The organism is Limnovirga soli (assembly GCF_013106755.1).
In the GTDB taxonomy this organism is placed as follows: Bacteria; Bacteroidota; Bacteroidia; order Chitinophagales; family Chitinophagaceae; genus Limnovirga; species Limnovirga soli.
On sequence record NZ_WHPF01000002.1, the window covers coordinates 322,079 to 342,682 of the forward strand.

The 20,604-nt window shown below is 39.8% G+C and carries 7 protein-coding genes; 3 read left to right on the plus strand and 4 right to left on the minus strand.

Annotation, left to right across the window (positions count from 1 at the left end; translation table 11 throughout):
• Window positions 1–33 precede the first annotated feature (33 nt).
• From GD597_RS03210 to GD597_RS03225, 4 genes are all read right to left on the minus strand, one after another.
• Window positions 34–6,702, minus strand: coding sequence for a T9SS type A sorting domain-containing protein (locus GD597_RS03210; protein ID WP_171606369.1), 6,669 nt, complete (start codon window positions 6,700–6,702; stop codon window positions 34–36).
• A 442-nt stretch (window positions 6,703–7,144) separates the two neighbouring features.
• A complete protein-coding gene (locus GD597_RS03215; protein WP_171606370.1) occupies window positions 7,145–13,912 on the minus strand; it encodes a beta strand repeat-containing protein in 6,768 nt (2,255 codons plus the stop codon).
• Window positions 13,913–14,290: 378 nt separating this feature from the next.
• The gene (locus GD597_RS03220) at window positions 14,291–14,494 is read right to left on the minus strand and encodes a hypothetical protein (RefSeq protein ID WP_171606371.1); all 204 of its coding nucleotides are present in this window, start codon (window positions 14,492–14,494) and stop codon (window positions 14,291–14,293) included.
• Between the two features lie 417 nt (window positions 14,495–14,911).
• Window positions 14,912–16,270 (minus strand): MATE family efflux transporter, encoded by a 1,359-nt coding sequence (locus tag GD597_RS03225; RefSeq protein ID WP_171606372.1) that lies wholly within the window; start codon window positions 16,268–16,270, stop codon window positions 14,912–14,914.
• A 167-nt stretch (window positions 16,271–16,437) separates the two neighbouring features.
• Here GD597_RS03225 and ffh point away from each other — a divergent pair, with 167 nt between their 5' ends.
• The 3 genes from ffh to GD597_RS03240 all read left to right on the plus strand — a co-directional run bounded on the left by ffh (window position 16,438) and on the right by GD597_RS03240 (window position 20,521).
• Entirely contained in the window at window positions 16,438–17,757 is a 1,320-nt protein-coding gene (gene ffh, locus GD597_RS03230) for a signal recognition particle protein (protein WP_171606373.1), read from the plus strand.
• A gap of 300 nt (window positions 17,758–18,057) precedes the next feature.
• Window positions 18,058–19,239: a proline dehydrogenase family protein gene (locus GD597_RS03235; protein ID WP_171606374.1), complete on the plus strand. Its 1,182-nt coding sequence runs from the start codon at window positions 18,058–18,060 to the stop codon at window positions 19,237–19,239.
• A gap of 289 nt (window positions 19,240–19,528) precedes the next feature.
• The gene (locus GD597_RS03240; RefSeq protein ID WP_171606375.1) at window positions 19,529–20,521 is read left to right on the plus strand and encodes an alpha/beta hydrolase; all 993 of its coding nucleotides are present in this window, start codon (window positions 19,529–19,531) and stop codon (window positions 20,519–20,521) included.
• Window positions 20,522–20,604: the final 83 nt, after the last annotated feature.

The window sequence follows — 20,604 nt, forward strand, 5'->3', positions numbered from 1 at the left end:
TTTTGCCCGGCCAATAACTGCATTTTTGCCAGCTTATTCTACTACTATTTTTTGGGTGTTATGATAATTATTACCCACCACATGCAATTGGTAAATACCATTGGCCCATGTGGCAGGCAATACCAGCGGATAAGCTGCGGCACCACCTGTATGTGCTATTTGTGTTTGCAATAACCTGGTCCCATTTACGCCATACACTACCAGAGTGTATGTAGCTGCCGGCATATTGGTAAACTGTACCATGGCAATGCGCTGTTTTACCGGATTTGGATATACCGCAATGCCTGACGGCAAATTGCCAGTTTTTACAAGCACTATCTGGCTTTGAATAATATGACCATCTTTATCAACGGCTTTTATGCGGTAATAGTTGGCAGCCGCTAATGGCAACGCATCAGTTGACTGATAAGTACTGCTGCCATTGGCTTTTACATTTGCAATAGTGTTGAAATTGATACCATTGCCAGCCCTTTCTACTTCGTAATGATCGGTATTAATTTCAGTGCCAACCTTCCATTCTATTTTTACCTGTGTACCTAGTTGCCAGGCTTTTACCTGTACAAAATTTACGGGTAAAATAATGGTACCACTATTTGCAACCGAGAAATTGGCCAGTCCGCTAAAATCGGTAATACCATTGGCAGTTTGATTGGTAGTATTATCGCCACTGTTGCCAAAAGTATAGGCTGCAAAAACTTCGGTATTATTGGCGCTACCGGTAAAGTTGAATATATCATTGGCACCATTGGTTCCCCCGCCTGAAGTATTGGCAAAACCGCCATTGGATAAGCTTACAATACGGTGTAATAAACGGGCGTCAGTCCACACAAAACCATCTTCTACTTCATCTTGTGCAGTTTGATAGATACCCAATCTTTTTAAGAAGAATAATTTCATACTTACCTGACTGCCGCCTGCGGTACCTTCTACCACATGCCAGATAAGGTTTACACGCGGTAATGGCGTACCGCCAATATCACCTTTAAACATAGTGATGGTATAGTTATCGGCTGTGCCATTATTCTTTAAACTAATACGGTTGGGGCTGGTTACAAAATTGTAACCCACAGGTAAAAACACTTCGGTGGAGCCTAAATTGTTTACCCTAAAGCCTGTTGAGCCATCTGTAGTAGTAATAGGGTTGCCACTGCCATCGCATAACGCCACAAAGCTTTGTCGCAGAGAGGTACTATCCGTACCTGCAGCCCAAACGTTTACAGCTGCAGCTGTGCCATTGGTACTGGTAGTTGACAATAGATTATTACCAATAGCCAGAATACCGTTATTAAAAGTAAGGCTATTGGTAGTAAGGTTACCACCGAGTAAAACGGAATGTGTTTTTATGCCTGCACTCATGGTTCTGTTGAGCGTAAGATTATTTAAGGTAGCCGGATAACTGTTAAACACCAGCGTACCAATACCAGTACTGGTACCAGTACCCCCAATGGTAATATTTGAAGAAGAAGTACTTGCCAGCGAACCAGAAACCGTAGTTAATGTACCATTAATGCCAAGGGTATTAGATTGTATACTCAATATGCCGGATTCCAGCTTAAGTACTTTATCTACAGCCAGATTACGGCTTAAGGTAACACCGGCGCCTGAGTTTTTAATGTGCAGGTTATTTAAATTAATAGTACCTGTACCTGAAATATCCTGCACCCCATTACGGCTAAGAATTAAACTATCTGTTCCGCCACCATTCAGGTTAAAAGTGCCATCAACCTGCACATTGCCCTTTACTTCAAAACCAGTACCTGCCGTACCTACTGTGGCACTATTATTCAAAGTATTGCCGCTGCGTACGATCAGGTTACCTACAATTTGCATGGGGGTAGCATTGGTATTATCGTTGGTAATGGTAACCGTTCCAGTACCAGTACCACCAATATCAAAATTGCCCTTTACAGTAGCAAACCCGGTACTGCCCGTAAATCGACTGGTAGCACCTGGCGACCAGGCGCCATTGCTGCTTTCTACGGTAAGATTGGGGTAAACAGTTCCGCCTACTGTGGTAAAACTAACATCCCCAGCACCGCTATAACGTATAATCCAATTAGAAGTGGAGGGTATATTGGCCATGCCCGTTTCGTAATTATCCCTATACCCTGTTGAAGAAGAATTGCGGCATTTTATAAATGTGCCATTACTACCCAAACTCCAGGTTGAAGTACTAAATGTAACGCCTTTACCAGAAGCGGCACTATCTTTAAAAGTACCATTTACCACCAAATCAGTACCTGTACCATCATTTAAAGTAAGCGTGGTATTGGCCAAAACAAGAGTGCCTCCTAAATTAATGGTTAACTCATCCAGACTAACTGGATTATTTATAGTTACAGTATGACCGTTTAAAATAGTAATACTGGCAGCCGTATTATCCGGTGCGGCAGAAGCCTGTTGGAAAGAACTATTATCTACGGAAGATAACCAGGTGCAACCGCTCTCAAATTTACCGCTGCCATTGGTTTTATAATATAGTCCGGCAATTAAACTGCTGCTTAAACCAGTTACAATAATATCATCAATTCTGCTTGAACCACCACTAGTAATAGATCCACCGCTAACAGAGGTATTGGATGTCATTATCCAACGTAAAAAAACTTGTGATTGATTCTCACAAGCCACTGGTAAAGCAAGATTTGACAAAACACCAGATGTAAAATTATCAGCAACTGTAATAGTACCGCCGGTTACTGCTGTCCAGGTTCCACCTGAACCTACTTTGTATTCAAGTCTAAAATCGCGTGGACCATTAGAAGATGTAGATCTTTGCTTTGAATAAATTTTTAATGTATTATAATTGAGAGTTGAAATGTCAATTTGCCAGTATTTTACACCATTTCCAGAACCCCAGGAAGTGGCCGAGGCAGAAAAACCAGTAGCGCCAGCAAGCGTATATCCAATCGCACTTGTACCACCAACAGTACTTATTACTTTACTCGCATTAGCGACTGTATTAACGTCTACGGTTGCATTTTGGTCATCAAAATTCCATTTTGCCAGCGTAATGGTTGTATTTGAAGCAGTGCTCAAAATATCAAACAAATTACTTGTTGCAGCGGTTAAAGGCGATGCAGTGGCAGTTAGTGTAACATTGCTTTCAAAAACCGATAAGGTAATATTGGAGAAGGTAGCCAAACCGGCCACAGCGGTAGCTGTATTATTTTGAATACCATTACAACTGGAGCCATCCAGCGATAAAGTAATTAATGCAGTATTATTTAAATCCCGGTTACCATTTACATCAGCTGCCTGCACTGTTACGGCAGGAGACATTACCACTGTAGCCTGCGTATTGGAAGGTTGGGTTACAAAAAACAAGTTAGTGGCAGCCACATCTACTGCATTATTGTTTGGGCCGGATTCAGTTACACCTGCCCCAGTTCTAAACTGTGTAGATACCCCAAAAGATGGTGTTACAAAATTGGTACGGTCTACCTTAAACGCAAAATTCAATCCATCAATTGTAGCAGGTAAAGTACCACCCAGTGAGGTTTTCAACCATATTTTCAGGATATAGGTTTTATTGGCTTCATCAGCAATATAACCCAAACTGCCACTTGTGGTGGAAATGCCTGAGAAAACAATGCTGGTGGTTTTTATTGTGGCGGTAACCGGTGTATTAATACCATCGGAAAGTTCTGCTCCCGCAATGGCCTGTGTCCAGTCAGCAATATCATTTCCTGTTCCCTGTAAAAAACTAAGTTTAGAGAATTGTGTGGGCAGCACATCATCACCCCCGCCAACCCTGTAACCATCATCTGTAACCTGAATATCAAAATTCAATACAGCCCCGGCCTGGGTGGTTATCAGCGATGAGATGGTAAGCGGTTCGGTACTGCTACCACCTGCAATGGTTGCAAAAGGCACCCCCAAACCGGCAAATTCATCTGCACCAATATCAGGCGTACTAGCATTTCTTGTATCACCGTCATAATCAGTAGTTACGCCGCTGATATTGGCACCACCACTTTCTATTTGTGTAGGTATTAAAGTGCTAATATGCAGAAAATTGGCATTTGCACCATTGGCACTTAAAAAATTTGGAGCTTCGGTAATAGTGGCATTATCCCTTGGATATACTCTTTCCAGGTAAGTATCGATGGTTTGATCGGCGTTGGTTCCATCATAAAACAACAAATTGGTAGCACTGGCAGCACCTGCATACAATAGGTTATTATTGCTGTTTGCATTGTAATTGGTAAGATCGGTACTACTGCGTCTATATGCTGCTGTAACACCGGTACCTGTAGCGGTAGATGTGTTTACAATAATATTGTTACGCATATTTAATGCACCGTTATTAGCAGAAGCATTGGTTGTATGATATACCCCACTGCTGCCAAAATTGGCGCCGCTTGAGCTGGCATTTAAATACACCGTGTTACTATATAGATTAACCGTTGCACCGCCATTACTGGCACTGATATTAAATGCACGGATAGCTTCATTAGCCGAAGAAGGAGCAAGTAAATTACCAATATAATTATTGGACAAGGTGATACTGTTGGTAATATTACCAATAGCATAGCCATATACTGTACCTGCCGCATTGGTTGCCTGTAAATCGTATATTTTATTTTTGGCACTCGTAAAACCAGTTAGCTGGCCCACATTTACTGCAGTAATATTGGTACCGGTAGTTACCAGGGTATTGATATTATTGCTGGAAAAATCAACTGCACCATTGCTACAGGAAAAAGCGGTAATATTTCCGGAAGCAGAAATACTGCTGATGGTATTTCCGGTTACGGTAGCAGCCGTGCTTTTACTAACAATCAATACATCAGTGGTATTACAATTAATCCAGTTACTAAAAGTATTGTTGGTAATGGTTCTGGTAGGGCCTGCTGTACCTGATGCATCTGTGCTACTCCAGCCCAGCATTTGCGATGTACCACTTGCCAGCGTAATATTACTGAAGTTATTACCCGAATGTGTAATTGTACTACCAATAGCAGATGTACCGGAGGCGCTGATATATAAAGTTATAGACCCTCCAGCCCCTCTTTTTCTGTATGAAGTACCAATACTATTATTACTAACGGTTTGTGTACCAGATGAAGTAAGGGTAACACCATTATTCGATATGAAAATGATATTGCCGGTGGTATTTACATCTAAAAGATTAAAAGCATTACTACTGATATTTTGAGATAAGGTAGAAGCACTGTTTAAAATATAGGTATGTGATGAGGAAGCAGCGGTAATATCAGACAAGCGGTTAATATTGTTAGTTTGAATGGATAATGCCGCCGCAGCACCACCACCTGTATTACTAAAACCGGTAAATGCACCAGTACTGGCAACACTAAAACTAATATTGCCACCTGCACCCGCAACACCAATATTATTGCTATTGATATTAATAGCTGTAGCGCAGTTACCTGAATTGGAAAAACCTGTGAAAGCTGAAGTAGCGCCGCTCATAGTAATATTTTTAATAGTATTACTATTCATATTAAGCGTACCCGGGGCTGAAGTATTAACAATACCCGTAAAATTACCGGCGGTACTGCAACCGGTAATGGTATTATTGGTAATATTAAAAGTAACACCACTGATGGAGGACAATTGCTCCGTTCTGATTACTTCAAATGTAGGACTGACGCTGGTAGTAACAGTAAGTGTATTATTACTAATGGTATTGGTAAAACTACCAGAGGAGGGTGATATTGTGCTATAATTTTGATAAATAGCCCTGGTAGCCGCCGATGTACTTAAACTGGCACTTGTAATAGTATTATAAGAAATATTGATACCCTGCTGATGATTGGCATATATAGCTGCCACCGTACCTGTTACATTTAAGGGAATTGAACTTTTTGTATCGTTACCCCAATTGGTAATCGTATTGGCTGTTGCAGCAGAACTGCCTCCAATATCGTTGCCAATATCCTGATAGGTGGAACTGGTACTTGAACCAACAAATACAATCGCCGTATTTACATTGCTGATATTATTGCTATAAATTTTATTATTACTGTTGGCATTACCCGCACCTGGAAACAAATAAATAACTGAAGTAGATATACTGGCACTGGTATGCACTACATTACTATAAATACCATAACTATTTAAATAATTACGATTAAGCGAAATTGTACAATTCTTTATGGTATTATTTTGTGAACCTGCCAACCCAAATGTCAACAAATCCGATTCAAGCAGGGCAATACCAAATTCAGTCATATTATTTGAACCGGTAAGGGTTGTATTTGCTGCATTTTCCTTAATGGTAAAACCATCAATAGTTACATTTGAAGCACCAACCAATTTAAAAACTGCATCAGTTAAACTGCCTGCCGTTTGACCTGCACTGGCAGTAAAAGTAGGGTTTGCGCCAGCACCCGATTTTTTAATATTTAAAGTTGCATAGAAAAGTCCAAAAATTGTGTACCCCCCTGCTGGTGCAGTTTCAGCCCAACCATCCGTTACAGTACAGGTAACAGTGCCAGTATGCGTGCCAGCCATAATGGCATTAATCGCATCCAACAAAGTTGCGTAGGTAGCATTTAATGTACCACCTGTTGCAGTTACAGTAATGGGATTGGCGAATGGTGCTGCATTTTCAATTATTTCACTATCTGTGTTGGCCGATGAATGAATCCCTTTTGTTTTGCCTAAAGACCCGGCATAAACTGAATTTGCAAAAAAAATGAATGAAAATAACGTACAGAAAAATAATACGTTTTTCATAGGCAACGCATTAAAACAGGAATAACCTGTTGGTTTTTTTAAGGATAGAGGGTTATCTAACATATGTAACTCAAACTGATGTTTTATACTTATGGCACCAGAAGAATAAACAAAAATATAAAATAAATACAATAATAAATTAATGTAAAGGCTTTTTAGTCAATAATTTAAGTAAAAACTAATCCCCTAAATAGTGGAAACAACAACTTTTTAGCCAGTATTAATATAGATATTGGGCCCAGCCGCATTACTGTAATATGACTTACTTGCGTCGCACACTTGTGCTGTAACACTATATGCAACCGTAAACAGCCAATATTAACCAGAAGATTTTTTAGATGCCATTTTGGTTGCCCAGCTACCTTTTAGCCGTACAAGTGTGCGATGCAAGAATGCCTGATAGCATAGCTGTTGCCTGGCCAATAACTGCATTTTTACCTGCTTATTCTACTACTATTTTTTGGGTGTTATGATAATTATTACCCACCATATACAATTGGTATATTCCATGGGCCCAGGTGGAAGGCAATACCAGCGGATAAGCAGCGCCACCGCCAGTATGCACTATTTGGGTTTGCAATAACCTGACCCCATTTACGCCAAACACCACCAGAGTATATGTAGCTGCCGGCATATTGGTAAACTGTACCATGGCAATGCGTTGTTTTACTGGATTAGGATATATAGCAATACCTGCCAGCAAATTGCCCGTTTTTACAAGCACTATCTGACTCTGTATAATATACCCATCTTTATCAACGGCTTTTATGCGGTAATAGTTGGCAGCCGCTAATGGCAAGGCATCAGTTGACTGATAATTACTGCTGCCATTGGCTCTTACAGTTAAAATAGTGTTGAAATTTATACCATCGCCTGCCCTTTCTATTTCGTAATGATTGGTATTAATTTCAGCGCCTACCTTCCATTCTATTTTTACCTGTGTTCCCAGTTGCCAGGCTTTTACCTGTACAAAATTTACAGGTAAAATAATAGTGCCGCTATTGGCAACAGAGAAATTGGCCAGGCCACTAAAATCTGTAATACCATTGGCTAATTGTGCACCTGTATTGTCGCCACTATTTCCAAACGTATAGGCAGCAAAAATTTCGGTATTGTTGCCATTGGAAGTAAAATTAAATATGTCGTTGGCGCCATTGGTACCGCCACCAGAAGTATTGGCAAAACCGCCTGTTGTAGCATCCACAATACGGTGTAATAAACGGGCGTCAGTCCATACAAAACCATCCTCTACCTCATCCTGTACACTTTGGTAGGTACCCAATCTTTTTAAGAAGAATAGTTTCATGCTTACATTGCTGCCGCCGGCGGTACCTTCTACCACATGCCAGATACGGTTTACACGTGGCAAGGGCGTGCCTCCAATATCGCCTTTAAACATAGTTATGGTATAATTATCTGCAGTACCATCATTTTTAAGACTGATGCGGTTGGGACTTGAAGTAAAATTATATCCTACCGGTAAAAACTTCTCAACATTTCCCACACTGTTTATCCTAAAACCCTTTGTACCATCTTTAGTAGTAATGGGGTTGCCGCTTCCATCGCATAAGGCCACGAAGCTTTGGCGCAAAGCAACACTGTCTGTTCCCGATACCCATGCACTTACCGCCGCAGCGCTACCATTAGTACTGGTGGTTGACAATAAATTATTGCCAATAGCCAGAATACCATTATTAAAAGTGACGCTATTAGTGGTAAGATCGCCACCTAATAAAAGTGCATAATTATTTACGCTCATTGTTCTGTCGAGCGTAAGGTTATTTAGTGATGCCGGATAACTGCTAAAAGCTAAGGTACCCGCAGGAGTACTTTTATTGGTACCTCCAATGGTAAGGTTTGCATTTGCTGAACCTATAAATTTTCCTCCGCCACTAATTTTTCCATTGATGGTAAACGTGTTATTAATATTGGTTGATAATGCTAAAGTGGCGTTTGTTGCCAGATCAATACTATCGATAGTTATGTTATTACTATTTGCAACTGGTAATACTGGCTTATTGGTAGTGAGTGGTATGGTAATATTTTTACTGGTTACCGGAATGCCGCATGCCGTCCAGTTGGTAGCAGTATTCCAATCTGCATCAGTGGTACCTGCCCATACATAGGTTGCAGCAGCACCTGTAGTTAAAGCAACCACATTTGAATTACCACTGGTACCGCAAGTACTGGTAGCCCTTACCCTGTAATAATAAGTAGTTGCATCAGATAAACCACAAACAATTTGGCTGGCAGTGGCTGTGCCGGCAATTGATAAATTGTTATAGCCGGTAACAAAAGATGGCACACTGCCACCATTGTAGGTGTGGCTACCCAAATTGGCAACATTATCCGTTGCAAATTGCGTCCATTCTGTAGCTAAAGTAGGGAAACCAGCTGTGGGGTTGGTGGTAATACCACCGGTAACATTGGCATTTCTTACCAAGGTTTTATCCAGCGTTGAAAACGATCCTGATGTCCATGACGCTCCGGGATCTTCTCCAATTCTGCCAAAAATATCTACAAATGCGTTTGTTGATATTTTATATAAAGCAACTGCATCATCCCCGTTATAGTTAATAACCTGATTAATTGCAGAACTCGTTTGCACAGTACCCAAATATTTAGTTGCACTTGTATTTGCATAAACAATAGTACTGCCATTGTTTAAATTACCACTTAACGTTACTTCATTTGTGACCGTGCTGCTACCATTAGAATACAATTGTAATTTGTAATTCGCCAAATTAACAGTAGCTCCAGTACCATTATATATTTCAATATACTTATTAAAACTAGATCCTTCTACATATTCTGATATAAACAAATCAGTAGCATTTGAACCAGTGGTTGTAAATGTAGCTGACGTACTTACATCCAGTTTATAATCGGTATTACCTGCTGCGGCAGCCCAGTTAGCAGCAAATCCAGATTGGCTGATTGTAGTGATTTGAGGGGTTACATTACCATTTGCAATAACGGCGTTGGGCAATGTACAGGTAACACTAACCGACCCGTTAAATATAAAATCATTTACGCTAAAAGTGCCTGCAGCACTACTGGCGCCCCAAGCATATAACCGGAAAGTAATAGCAGTTGTAACCCCTTGAAAAGAAGCTGCACTTAAACCAAACACATCTCCTGTTGTAAGCGTTGTGGTAGCTATATCATTTACATATCCATCAGCTGAAGACCTGAATGAAAAATTGGTTGGCCCGGTAGCAGAAGCCTGGGCAGTATATACCAGGTTGGTAAAATCTATTTTATAACCGCTATTGGGGGTTAGTGTAAACTCAAAATATTTGTTAGCATCAAAAGAAGAAACATTCCAGTTATTGGCATTATACCGGTCATTGGCATCTGCACCTACAGTGGTTGCATCACCCCTACCAATACCGGATACGGTAATATTGGCTACCGTTATATCATTATCTGTATAGGGGTTAGAAGTATTTGGGGTAGTGCCTGTGATGGTATTTGACCAAATAGGGCTGGCGGTATTAACAACTAAAGTTGCACCTGATGAGGTAGCACTACTACAGGAACCTGTTATCACACAGCGATATTGATTGCCATTTAACCCTGTTGAACTGCTAATTGCAAGCGCAGCTGTTGTTTCACCGGTATACACGCCACCTGAAATATTACTCCAGTTAAAACCACCATCTGTTGAAACCTGCCATTGATATCCTGTTACCGCTCCTGTTATATTGGCTACGGCAAAGTTCGCCCCGGCAGGGGATGTAACTGTTACGGTAGAAGGATTGGCACCAATGGCCACAGCACTATTTATAACGATATCAGTACCATTATCATTTCCGCTGAATGTGGCAGGATTATCATTAATTACCCTTACCCTATACCCTGTACCAGCAAGTAAACCAGCAGGAATAGTAGCCGTAATAGGAGAAACGGTGGTGCCGCTGCTAATAATGGTTGCACCTGTTGTTACAGCAGTAAACACACCAGCAGCATCTGAAATTTGAACAAAATAATTGCCTGCAAATGTTCCGGTGCTGGTATACGCCAAACTAATATTGTTGGTAGCCGTATTACAAAAAGGCCCAAAAGAAGCCGCCGGTGTAGTTATACTTGTTGCTAAAGGATCGGTTCCAATTACATATGTATTAGCACCTGAAGTAAAACCAGTATTCGCTTTAACTTTATAAGGGCCACTGCCAGTTGCTGCTGTTAATGTAGTAGTAGTGTATGGACAAGCAGATGTATACCTGTTTAGCTCACAAATACCATTGGTGATAAAGCCGCTATTTTGGTCAGCACTATTCCACTGAAAAGTAACAGAAGCCGGTGCTGCTGTGGAATTGATATTCCAGGCAAAATTTAAAGTTGGATTAACCGAGGCACAAGGCAGGGTGGTATTAACAAAAACCGTATAACTGGCACTGCTTGCACTGGTAATAATAAGTGGCGCATAAGAACTTGCTGTACCAACAGGTATTGTTTTGGCTGTAGTAATGCCCGTCATGGTAACTGTACCCGTTGCATCTGCTATTATATAACTATTGGCTGACCCTGTTGCACTATTGGCCAGCGTTACCGTTTTGGTATTAGTAGTTATTTTACCATTGGTGAGGGTAAGATTGCCTGTGATATTTATGTTATTGGTTAGTGTTACACCAACGCTGTTATTAATGGTAAAATTATTTATACTAGCTGCGCCCACTGCATTACCTGCCACCTGTGCTGTACTACCAGTAAAAGCATAACTAACGCCGGTATTGGTATAGGTTCTGGTACCGGAAGTTCTTATGCTGCCAGTTGCACCGCTTGTGGTAAAAGCTCCGCCCCCATCTGTATTAGCAGATATAAGTGAAGCACTGGTGTTTGCTGTAAATGGCCCGCTACCGCTTAAGGTAAAAGTTTGGAAATCTACTGCTGAATTTGCCAAAACAGTAAATGTGCCCGTACCTGTACCAAGATCTACATTTGTAAGTAATTGTAAAGTATCTGCAACTGTTGCACCGTTACCAACATTCCAGCCAATATTATCCTTTATGGTAGCATTCGTCTGTGTAAAAGTTTGTGTACCGGTAGTTTTTGTGAAATTTATATTGGCACTTCCGCTTGATTTTGATAAAGTAACCGTTCCACCCGTATTTGTAAGACTTATGTTTCCACCAATGTTTAGGGTGGCTGTATTACCTGCACCTCCTATTAAATCTAAAATACTTGAGATACCAGTTGCAGCAGAAACTATTAAATCTCCACCTAGTGCCATTGTGAAAGAATTGTTTGTAAGCCTTAAACCGTTAGGCGCAGTACCTGTATTTAAGACAGATAAATTGCCATTAACTGTTGTAAGATTTCCTGTAAGATTTATGGTAGCATTTTGAGATGGGCAATTCCAGGTAAAATTGCTAAAGGTTTGGTTTAAACTAGCAGCTACCGGACTATTAGCAGTTGCCCCCATTATTAAACAAGTGGAGCCTGTATTCCAGGTCACAGCAGGTATGGTACCAGCATTCATATTATGCTCATAGGTTCCGGTACTCGTGAAAACAAAACTAGCAGCTGAGCTTGTTGTAAAAGTATTATTAGCAGTATTTGCACTTCTTAAAAAACCACTTACGGAAGCTGTTGCACTTGAAATATTGATTTTAAATGTACCTAAATCCAACCGGGCAGTTGGATTAATGGTAAGAACCCTGGTATTTGCAATCTGCAAAAAACCAAGTGAACCGGCAACCACTGTTACATTGGCAGCCGTATTGGCAATGGTTAAATTCTGGTATAATTCTGCTGATAAAGTTTGTGCAGCCGTGCCATTCATGATAACATCTAAACTTGCATTTACTGTAGGCGCACTTTGAAAACTACCTGTATTTGAAAAATTTCCTTTTACTGAAATGATGCTTACTTTAGAGTTATCCAGCGGCTTTAAGATGGTTGGCGTTATATTAGACAGTGAATTAAATGTCATTGTCCCTTTATTAGAAACCTGGCATCTTGTACTGGAAGTGGTTACATTAATTACCCCTCCACCTGCATTTACAAAATTTAATATACCCCCACTTGCCACATTAAAGGTGGTATTATTTGTGCCATCCCAACCAAGGTCTACCGTACCGGTTGCCGGGGCTTGCACTGTTGCCTTCTTATTTACAGTTAGGTTACCTATTTTAAATGCTGTATTGGCCGCTGACCCACTAATGGTAGTAGTGCCAAAAGCTGCGGTAATATTTAAAATGCCTGTACCACTATTGGGTGTTAATGCGCCATTACAGGTTATTGAAGGGGTTTGTGTGGCAGTTGTGCCCAATGTTAAATTTCTGGAAGCGCCTGTACCCACCAGAAAAGTATTTGAAATGGCTATGAATAATGCATTATTTAAAGTAATAGTACCTGTAGGCGAAAAAGTATTTGTAGTTGAAGCACCTTCAACGGTATAATCCCAGAGAGTGGTTGCCGCTTGTGCAAAAGTGGCTGTTGCCCTGCTTTCGTAACTAATTTGTGAAAATGGACTTACTGCTGTGCCTTGTGCTGTATTGGTAACAGAGAAATAATAATTATCTAAAGGAGTTGTTCCCGTAAATGTTACAGAACCTCCCGGGTTAAAAGAAGGTAAAGCATTATAAGTATTTCTTGGCGCTATAATAGAAGTAGCAGCAACCAACCAATTAAAAGAAGTGGGTCTGCCGGCGAGTCCCATATTTGTCCATGCAATTCTTATTTCTCTGTTAGGAGTGCCAATAAATCTATCTCCAGGTGCAAATGCGGTAGCGGCAGACCAAGCACCGGCTATATCAGTTTTTCTCCATTCAACAGCACTTCCAGTTCCTTGCCAATAAATCATAAAATCGGCTAAAAAAGGCAAAGTTGGTGTGATAGAATTATAAGTTACTCCAATAGGGTTGCCATTTGCCCCTGCAGTTCCACCGCCAGCAACTGGCACAGCTGGGTTAATATCAAAATATGCTACAACAGGATCGGTTGAATTTGCGCCACCCGTATAATTAATATATAAATATGTATTATCCCAGGCTACACTATATAAACCACTGGTAATGTATGCCGCATCTGCCGCCCCATCAATTGCAATGGCACCTGTGTTAAACTGGGCATTGGCCGTTTTAAAAGAGATTGAAGCACATAAAACAAGAAGCAGCAACTGCAATAACCGTGTAGTGATTGTGTATTTTATATCGTTTACATTCATGTTGCTCGTTTCAATGGATCTTCTTCTGTACGGCATAATAAATTTATTCCACATAATTGTTATTGGTTAAACAGGAAATGGAATATCTCAAAGCCTACAAATTAACAACAAGAAATTTAGTAAAAGATGGCTGGTAACAGGTTTTAAGGATTATGTAATATTGAATTACGTTTTAGAATAAAATTTTAGCAATTTTAAATTGAACCCAGATAAATAAACAAAAAATCACCCAAATGTTTTCGGGTGATTTTTATAAATTTTGACCTGAATAAGCCTTCTCAGCTTTTTGGTGAATAATTTGCCTTTACCAGCTGCATAGCATTACCGGCCGTACAAGTGTGCGACGCAAGAATGCCCCATAGCTAAACTAAAGTTTGGCTCAAAATAATCTAACTCAACAGGCAAGGAATGAGATTAGCTTAAGTCACATACTAATGCCAGCAGATGGTCTTCTGAAATATCTTCATACAGGTTGAATACCTTGGTTTTGGGTTGGGTTAATACAACGGGTTTGATGGTGCCCGTTTTTAATTTACGTTCGGAACCTTGTTTTTTAGCGTTGAGGCCAAATATCATGGCTGCTTTTTGGTTGGTGTTTAACAAATTTGTAGTTAGCATACTAGGTTTTTTTAAAATCTTTAAAAAAGTAAAAAAGCTGGCTTTTTCACTGGTCTTGGTGTTTTTTTTGATACAAGTTTGCATAAGGGTTACAGGGTTAGCAAAAGAAACTGATGTTTACACAAAATATTGCATAATACCAATGGCTTTTACATGTTATTGTAAATAATAAATATGGGTTTCAATTTAGCTTTTCTGGTAGTGGATTTTTTTTGGTTAGCCTAACATCGTCTGGTGCTGTCAACTTTACTTGCGTCGCACACTTCAGGGTACTACTCATTTTTGAGCCGGAATTAAACAACATATTGGATTAGGTTTTGGGTGTTTCCAGATTAAAGATAGTAAAACCTGCGACAATGCGCATATATTACCAATTTATTATCAAAAAATATCCGGTTGGGATAGTCCGAAAATCTTTTATATCTTTTTTCCCTTCCAAATACCGCTTTTCATATAAATAAATGAGGGAATAAGCATAGCAAACCAATAAATCCATTCAGCCATCCATCCGGCAGCCAGCGAGCCTTGTAAGGTTTCAAGCACTGTATAGGCGTAAATACAGTAGAGTATAATGGCGCCAATTTCAATAAACAAATTTATGCGGGTATTGCCAGTACCAATTACAGCATTTAACCAAACGGTAGAAGCCGACATGATAATTAAAGCCAGTGATACAACCCTTACAACGGGAATGGATTCCCTAATAAATTCATCACCTTGTCCGTAAATACTAAATAGATAAGGCGCAAAAATATTGAGGATGATAAAAATAGCCAGCGCAAAGCCAGTGCTTAATTTCATGATTTTTACAATAAGCCCAATTACTTCTTTATACAAACCCTGCCCTATTACATTGCTTACCATGGCATTGGTAGCCGATGCAAATGCCCAGCTGGCGCAGCCAAATAAACCAAAAATATTGCGCATGGTATTGGAAATAGCCAGTTGTCTTTCGCCATGATGTTCAACAAGAATATAAAAGAACTCCCAGCTACAAACACTTAATACATATTGCAGCATAATGGGAAAGGATTGTACCAGTATCAGTTTAGTATTGACCGCATCGTAAGTAAACTTTTTATATAACTGTAATTGTTTATTGATACCCCGGCTATGCATTACGGCAAGCATTACCACCACACCTGTTATCTCGGCCGCAATAGATGCCACTGCGGCACCATTAAAACCCATAGCCGGAAAACCAAAATGGCCATAAATAAGTACATAATCCAACACAATATTGGTAACGGTTTCAGCAATGGTTGCAATTATTAAAAAGCGGCTTTGATTGGTACCCACCAATAAAGCATTCCGCATTTGGTATTGGTACAAAAATGGCAACCCCCATATGCGTATGCTTAAAAAACTTACCGCCATCTGTACATTGGTTTCGTTATGTAAAGACAGCCTTAAAATAGATGGTGCAATGGCATAAGTTATAAAAATACCCAGAGCGGCAAACACCACCGTAATTCGTATACCCTGATTAAATAAATTACCTATTTCATCAATACGGTTTTCACCGGCCCGGCGGGCAATAAGGGCTTGTACGCCGCTGTTTAACCCAAAACCCAATACAGCAAAAATTAAATAATATACCCCCGTAATGCCAGCGAGTGCCAGCTGTTGCTCGCCTAAAGCACCAAGAAATATATTATTGGTAATAAAATTTACTTGCGGTACCAATATGGCAGCAGCTATAGGCATAGCAATTTTTAGAATGGCTTTATACCCCACTCCTACCTGTAATTGCATTTGGTTTTGCTCGTTTGCCATAAGGGCGGCAAATCTACAATTGTTCGTTGAAACAAATGGCTTTCATATACCCTACTTTTGTTTTGTTATAGGTAGCCAGGGCCAATAATCGGCAGCGGTGCATCAAATTCTAACACTTATATTTGCAACCCAAATAACAGGAATAGTAAAAAATAATATACCGGTATATGTTTAATAATCTTACTGAACGGTTAGAAACCGCATTTAAAAATATTAAAGGCGAAGCCAGAGTTACGGACTTAAATATTGCCAATACCATTAAAGACATTCGCCGTGCATTGATAGACGCCGACGTAAACTATAAAATTGCCAAAGAATTTACTGATAAAGTAAAAGACAAAGCCGTTGGCAGCAAGGTAATTAACTCTATTAGTCCGGGCCAGTTAATGGTTAAAATTGTGCAGGATGAATTAACCGAGCTAATGGGCGGCAACGAAGCGGTTTTTAATATTACCGGCAACCCGGCCATTATATTAATTGCTGGCTTACAAGGTAGTGGTAAAACCACTTTTAGCGGTAAACTGGCCAATTACCTTAAAACAAAAAAGGCAAAAACACCTTTGCTGGTAGCAGCAGATATTTATCGCCCGGCGGCCATTGACCAATTAATGGTATTGGGCGAACAAATTGGCGTAGATGTGTACAGCGAAAGGGAAAATACCAATGCCATTGAAATTGTTCAAAATGCCATTAAAGAAGCAAAAAGCAAAAACCGCAATGTTGTAATTATAGATACGGCTGGCCGTTTAGCCATTGATGAGGTAATGATGAACGAGGTGGCCGGTATTAAAGCTGCCGTTCAGCCACATGAAATACTGTTTGTTGTAGATAGTATGACCGGCCAGGATGCCGTAAACACCGCCAAAGCCTTTAATGAAAAGCTGGATTTCAGTGGCGTGGTTTTAACCAAACTGGATGGTGATACCCGCGGTGGTGCAGCGCTTTCTATTAAGTATATTGTTGATAAACCTATCAAGTTTGTAAGTAGTGGCGAAAAGCTGGATACACTGGATGTTTTCTACCCCGATCGTATGGCCCAGCGTATTTTAGGTATGGGTGATATTACCACCCTGGTAGAAAAAGCACAGGCACAATTTGATGAAGCCGAAGCCAGAAAACTGGAAAAGAAAATCCGTAAAAACCAGTTCGATTTTCAGGATTTTATGGAGCAATTGCAGCAGATCAAAAAAATGGGTAATATCAAAGACCTGTTGGGTATGATACCCGGTATGGGCAAAGCCATGAAAGATATTGATATCAGCGACGATGCATTTAAAGGTGTTGAAGCCATGATTAGCTCCATGACGCCTTTTGAAAGGGCCAATCCTGATGTGATCAGTCAGGGCCGAAGACAAAGAATTGCCAAAGGTGCCGGCAAAACCATCGATGAAGTAAATGCTTTTATGAAGCAGTTTGACCAAATGAAGCAAATGATGAAAATGATGAACAAAATGCCTACTGGCAAAATGCCTGGCATGAGAAGATAATAGAGGCTTAGCTTTTTCAACTAAATATGGCATAGTTATTTTTTTGTTAACCCAGCCAGGTAAAAGCAGCAGCTTTACTTGCGTCGCACTCTTGTACGGTTATAACCATATGCAACTGTTGCTAACAGCCAGTAGGGCAATGAATAATATATACAGGCATGCAACGGTAAAATCCAACACGCATATTTCGGGCTAAACTGCAATTGTTTATTTATTTTCAAGGTTTTACACATTTGTTTACATGATTATTTTTTAATTTTATATAGAGGTACGATATTCGCAACATGAATGACTGTTAGTATGGAATTATCTTTTGACAACACCGAGACTGCTTTCGCCTATAAATCTGACAAAGAACTGAAAAGTGCCAGATTACTTTTACATTCCATGCACTATCCATGGTTGGTAGCATTGGGTACCCGCTTAACTCCATTTGTATTAAAAACAGGTTTACCTGTAAAAAATATTATCCGCAAAACCATTTTCAATCAATTTGTAGGTGGCGAATCACTGGATGAAACCAAAACCGTTTGCAATACGTTGGCACGTTATAATGTGCAGGTAATATTGGATTATGGTGTAGAAGGTAAAGAGGACGAAGAAAGTTTTGATCATGCAACTGATGAATTTATTAAGGTAATTAACTACGCAGCTACCCAGCCAAAAATTCCTTTTATCAGCGTTAAAGTAACGGGTATTGCCAGATTTGGTTTACTGGAAATACTGAATGTAGCACCGCGTTTACGCAGTGGTATACACGATCATGAAGAAGAGCTGGAAGAAAGAGACCGTGTGTACGACCGCATGTATCGTATTTGTGAAGCAGCTGCAGAAAAAGGCATTGGTGTATTAATAGACGCAGAAGAAAGCTGGATTCAGGATCCCGTAGATAGATTGGTGATAGACATGATGTCGATCTTTAATAAGGAGAAACCTATTGTATATAATACCATTCAATTGTATCGCCACGACAGGTTGCAATTTTTAAAAATGAGCCATCGTATTGCCAAACAAAAGCAATTTAAAATGGCCATCAAACTGGTTCGCGGTGCCTATATGGAAAAGGAAAGAAATTATGCCATGGAGCATGGTTTACCATCGCCGATACAGCCTGATAAAGAAAGCACAGACAGGGATTATAATACGGCCATCAAGTATTGTATTGATAATGTAAATGAAATTGCCTGTATTGTAGCATCACACAATGAAGAAAGCAATACATATGCAGCTCAGTTAATGGCTGAAAATAATTTACCCAAAGATCATCCTCATATCCATTTTTCGCAACTATATGGCATGAGTGATCATATCACTTTTAATTTGTCTAAAGCTGGTTATAGTGTAAGCAAATATGTTCCTTTTGGTCCGTTAAAAGATGTAATCCCTTATTTGATGCGCCGTGCACAGGAAAATACCAGTGTAAGCGGGCAAACAGGCCGTGAATTATCACTGTTGAATAAGGAATTGGAACGAAGAAAATAATAATAATATTTATTTAATATTGCTTCCTTTCCGGGGGCTTTTTTATTGACGGAAAACCCCTCTCATTATCCATTCAAGCTGAACAGGATTACTACAGTACAAGAGTGCGACGCAAGTAATGCTCCATCAACTTAAAATGCCTGGTTCAAAGAATTAACAGTATTTACTGGCAGTTTATAATGCCGCCCATCACAAATAGCTATTTAACGTATTAAACCATTTATTTTTGCACCCATCAAAATACCCAATTATACAACCCGTTTGGCCTATATAACAGCAAAAGGATATTATGAAATTTTATTACCCGTTTTTACTTACAGGCACAATTGTTATTTTATTTTTCAGTAATTGTAAGGAGAAAAAAATTGATGCATTTGAGAACCGCTTTGATAGTTTTGATGGTACTACCATTACCGATATAAATTATGGCGGCAATACCGATTATAAAGGCAAATTTGACTCGCTGGCATTGGATATATATCAGCCTAAAGGAAGTTCCGCCACCAATAAACATCCATTTATTTTATTTATACATGGGGGTGGCTATGAAGTAGGCGACAAAAAAACTACACAGTCTTTTTGCGAAATGATGGCTGTAAATGGCTATATAGTAGCCAGTATTAATTACAGGCTAGGCTGGCCCAAAAATGCAGATAACCCCTGCGATGCAGATTCTACAGATGCTATTAAAGCCTTTTATCGTGCACAACAGGATGCTCATGCCGCCATGCGCTTTTTAATGAGTAATGCCGATAAATATGGCATTGATACCAGCTGGGTATTTGTGTCGGGCTCAAGCGCTGGCGCTGTAAGTAGTTTGGGGTTGCAATATTATAGTCAGCAGGTTACAGATTCCATTTTTCCTGCGGTAAGTAAAAGTTTGGGCCCCTTAAACGGAGGTGATAATAATTATACCGGCGGTTTTAAAATAAAAGGTATCGCCTGCATGTGGGGTGCATTAAATACACCAGATTTAATTACCGCTGCCAATGCGGTGCCAACCATTTTCTTTCATGGGGAAAAAGATAAGTTTATTCCCTGTAATATTGGACATTTTTATAGCTGCAATAATTACCCTATGAATTATGGGGCAAAGCCTTTATATAACCGGCTTATGGCGCTGGGCGTTTCGGCCACAGCCTATATAGACCCTAAAGGAGGCCATGGCGTATATAGCCAAAAATTCAGGGCCGACAAGATTATTAGCTTTTTCAATAACATTATGAAAAATAAGGCGCAAACTGGATATTTTATATCTGATAATGTTGGAAGAAAGGGATAAAGATTACCACCGCTGCCAAAGCTTGTTTAGCTTGATAAATTATTGCCTTTTGCTTAAATATTTGGGCCTGAAAGCTTATAGTA

What these genes read in the sequence shown, in the direction of transcription:
- GD597_RS03210 (WP_171606369.1), bottom strand. Translation starts at nt 6,702, where the DNA reads ATGAAAAACGTATTATTTTTCTGTACGTTATTTTCATTCATTTTTTTT.
- GD597_RS03215 (WP_171606370.1), bottom strand. Translation starts at nt 13,912, where the DNA reads ATGCCGTACAGAAGAAGATCCATTGAAACGAGCAACATGAATGTAAAC.
- GD597_RS03220 (WP_171606371.1), bottom strand. Translation starts at nt 14,494, where the DNA reads ATGCTAACTACAAATTTGTTAAACACCAACCAAAAAGCAGCCATGATA.
- GD597_RS03225 (WP_171606372.1), bottom strand. Translation starts at nt 16,270, where the DNA reads ATGGCAAACGAGCAAAACCAAATGCAATTACAGGTAGGAGTGGGGTAT.
- ffh (WP_171606373.1), top strand. Translation starts at nt 16,438, where the DNA reads ATGTTTAATAATCTTACTGAACGGTTAGAAACCGCATTTAAAAATATT.
- GD597_RS03235 (WP_171606374.1), top strand. Translation starts at nt 18,058, where the DNA reads ATGGAATTATCTTTTGACAACACCGAGACTGCTTTCGCCTATAAATCT.
- GD597_RS03240 (WP_171606375.1), top strand. Translation starts at nt 19,529, where the DNA reads ATGAAATTTTATTACCCGTTTTTACTTACAGGCACAATTGTTATTTTA.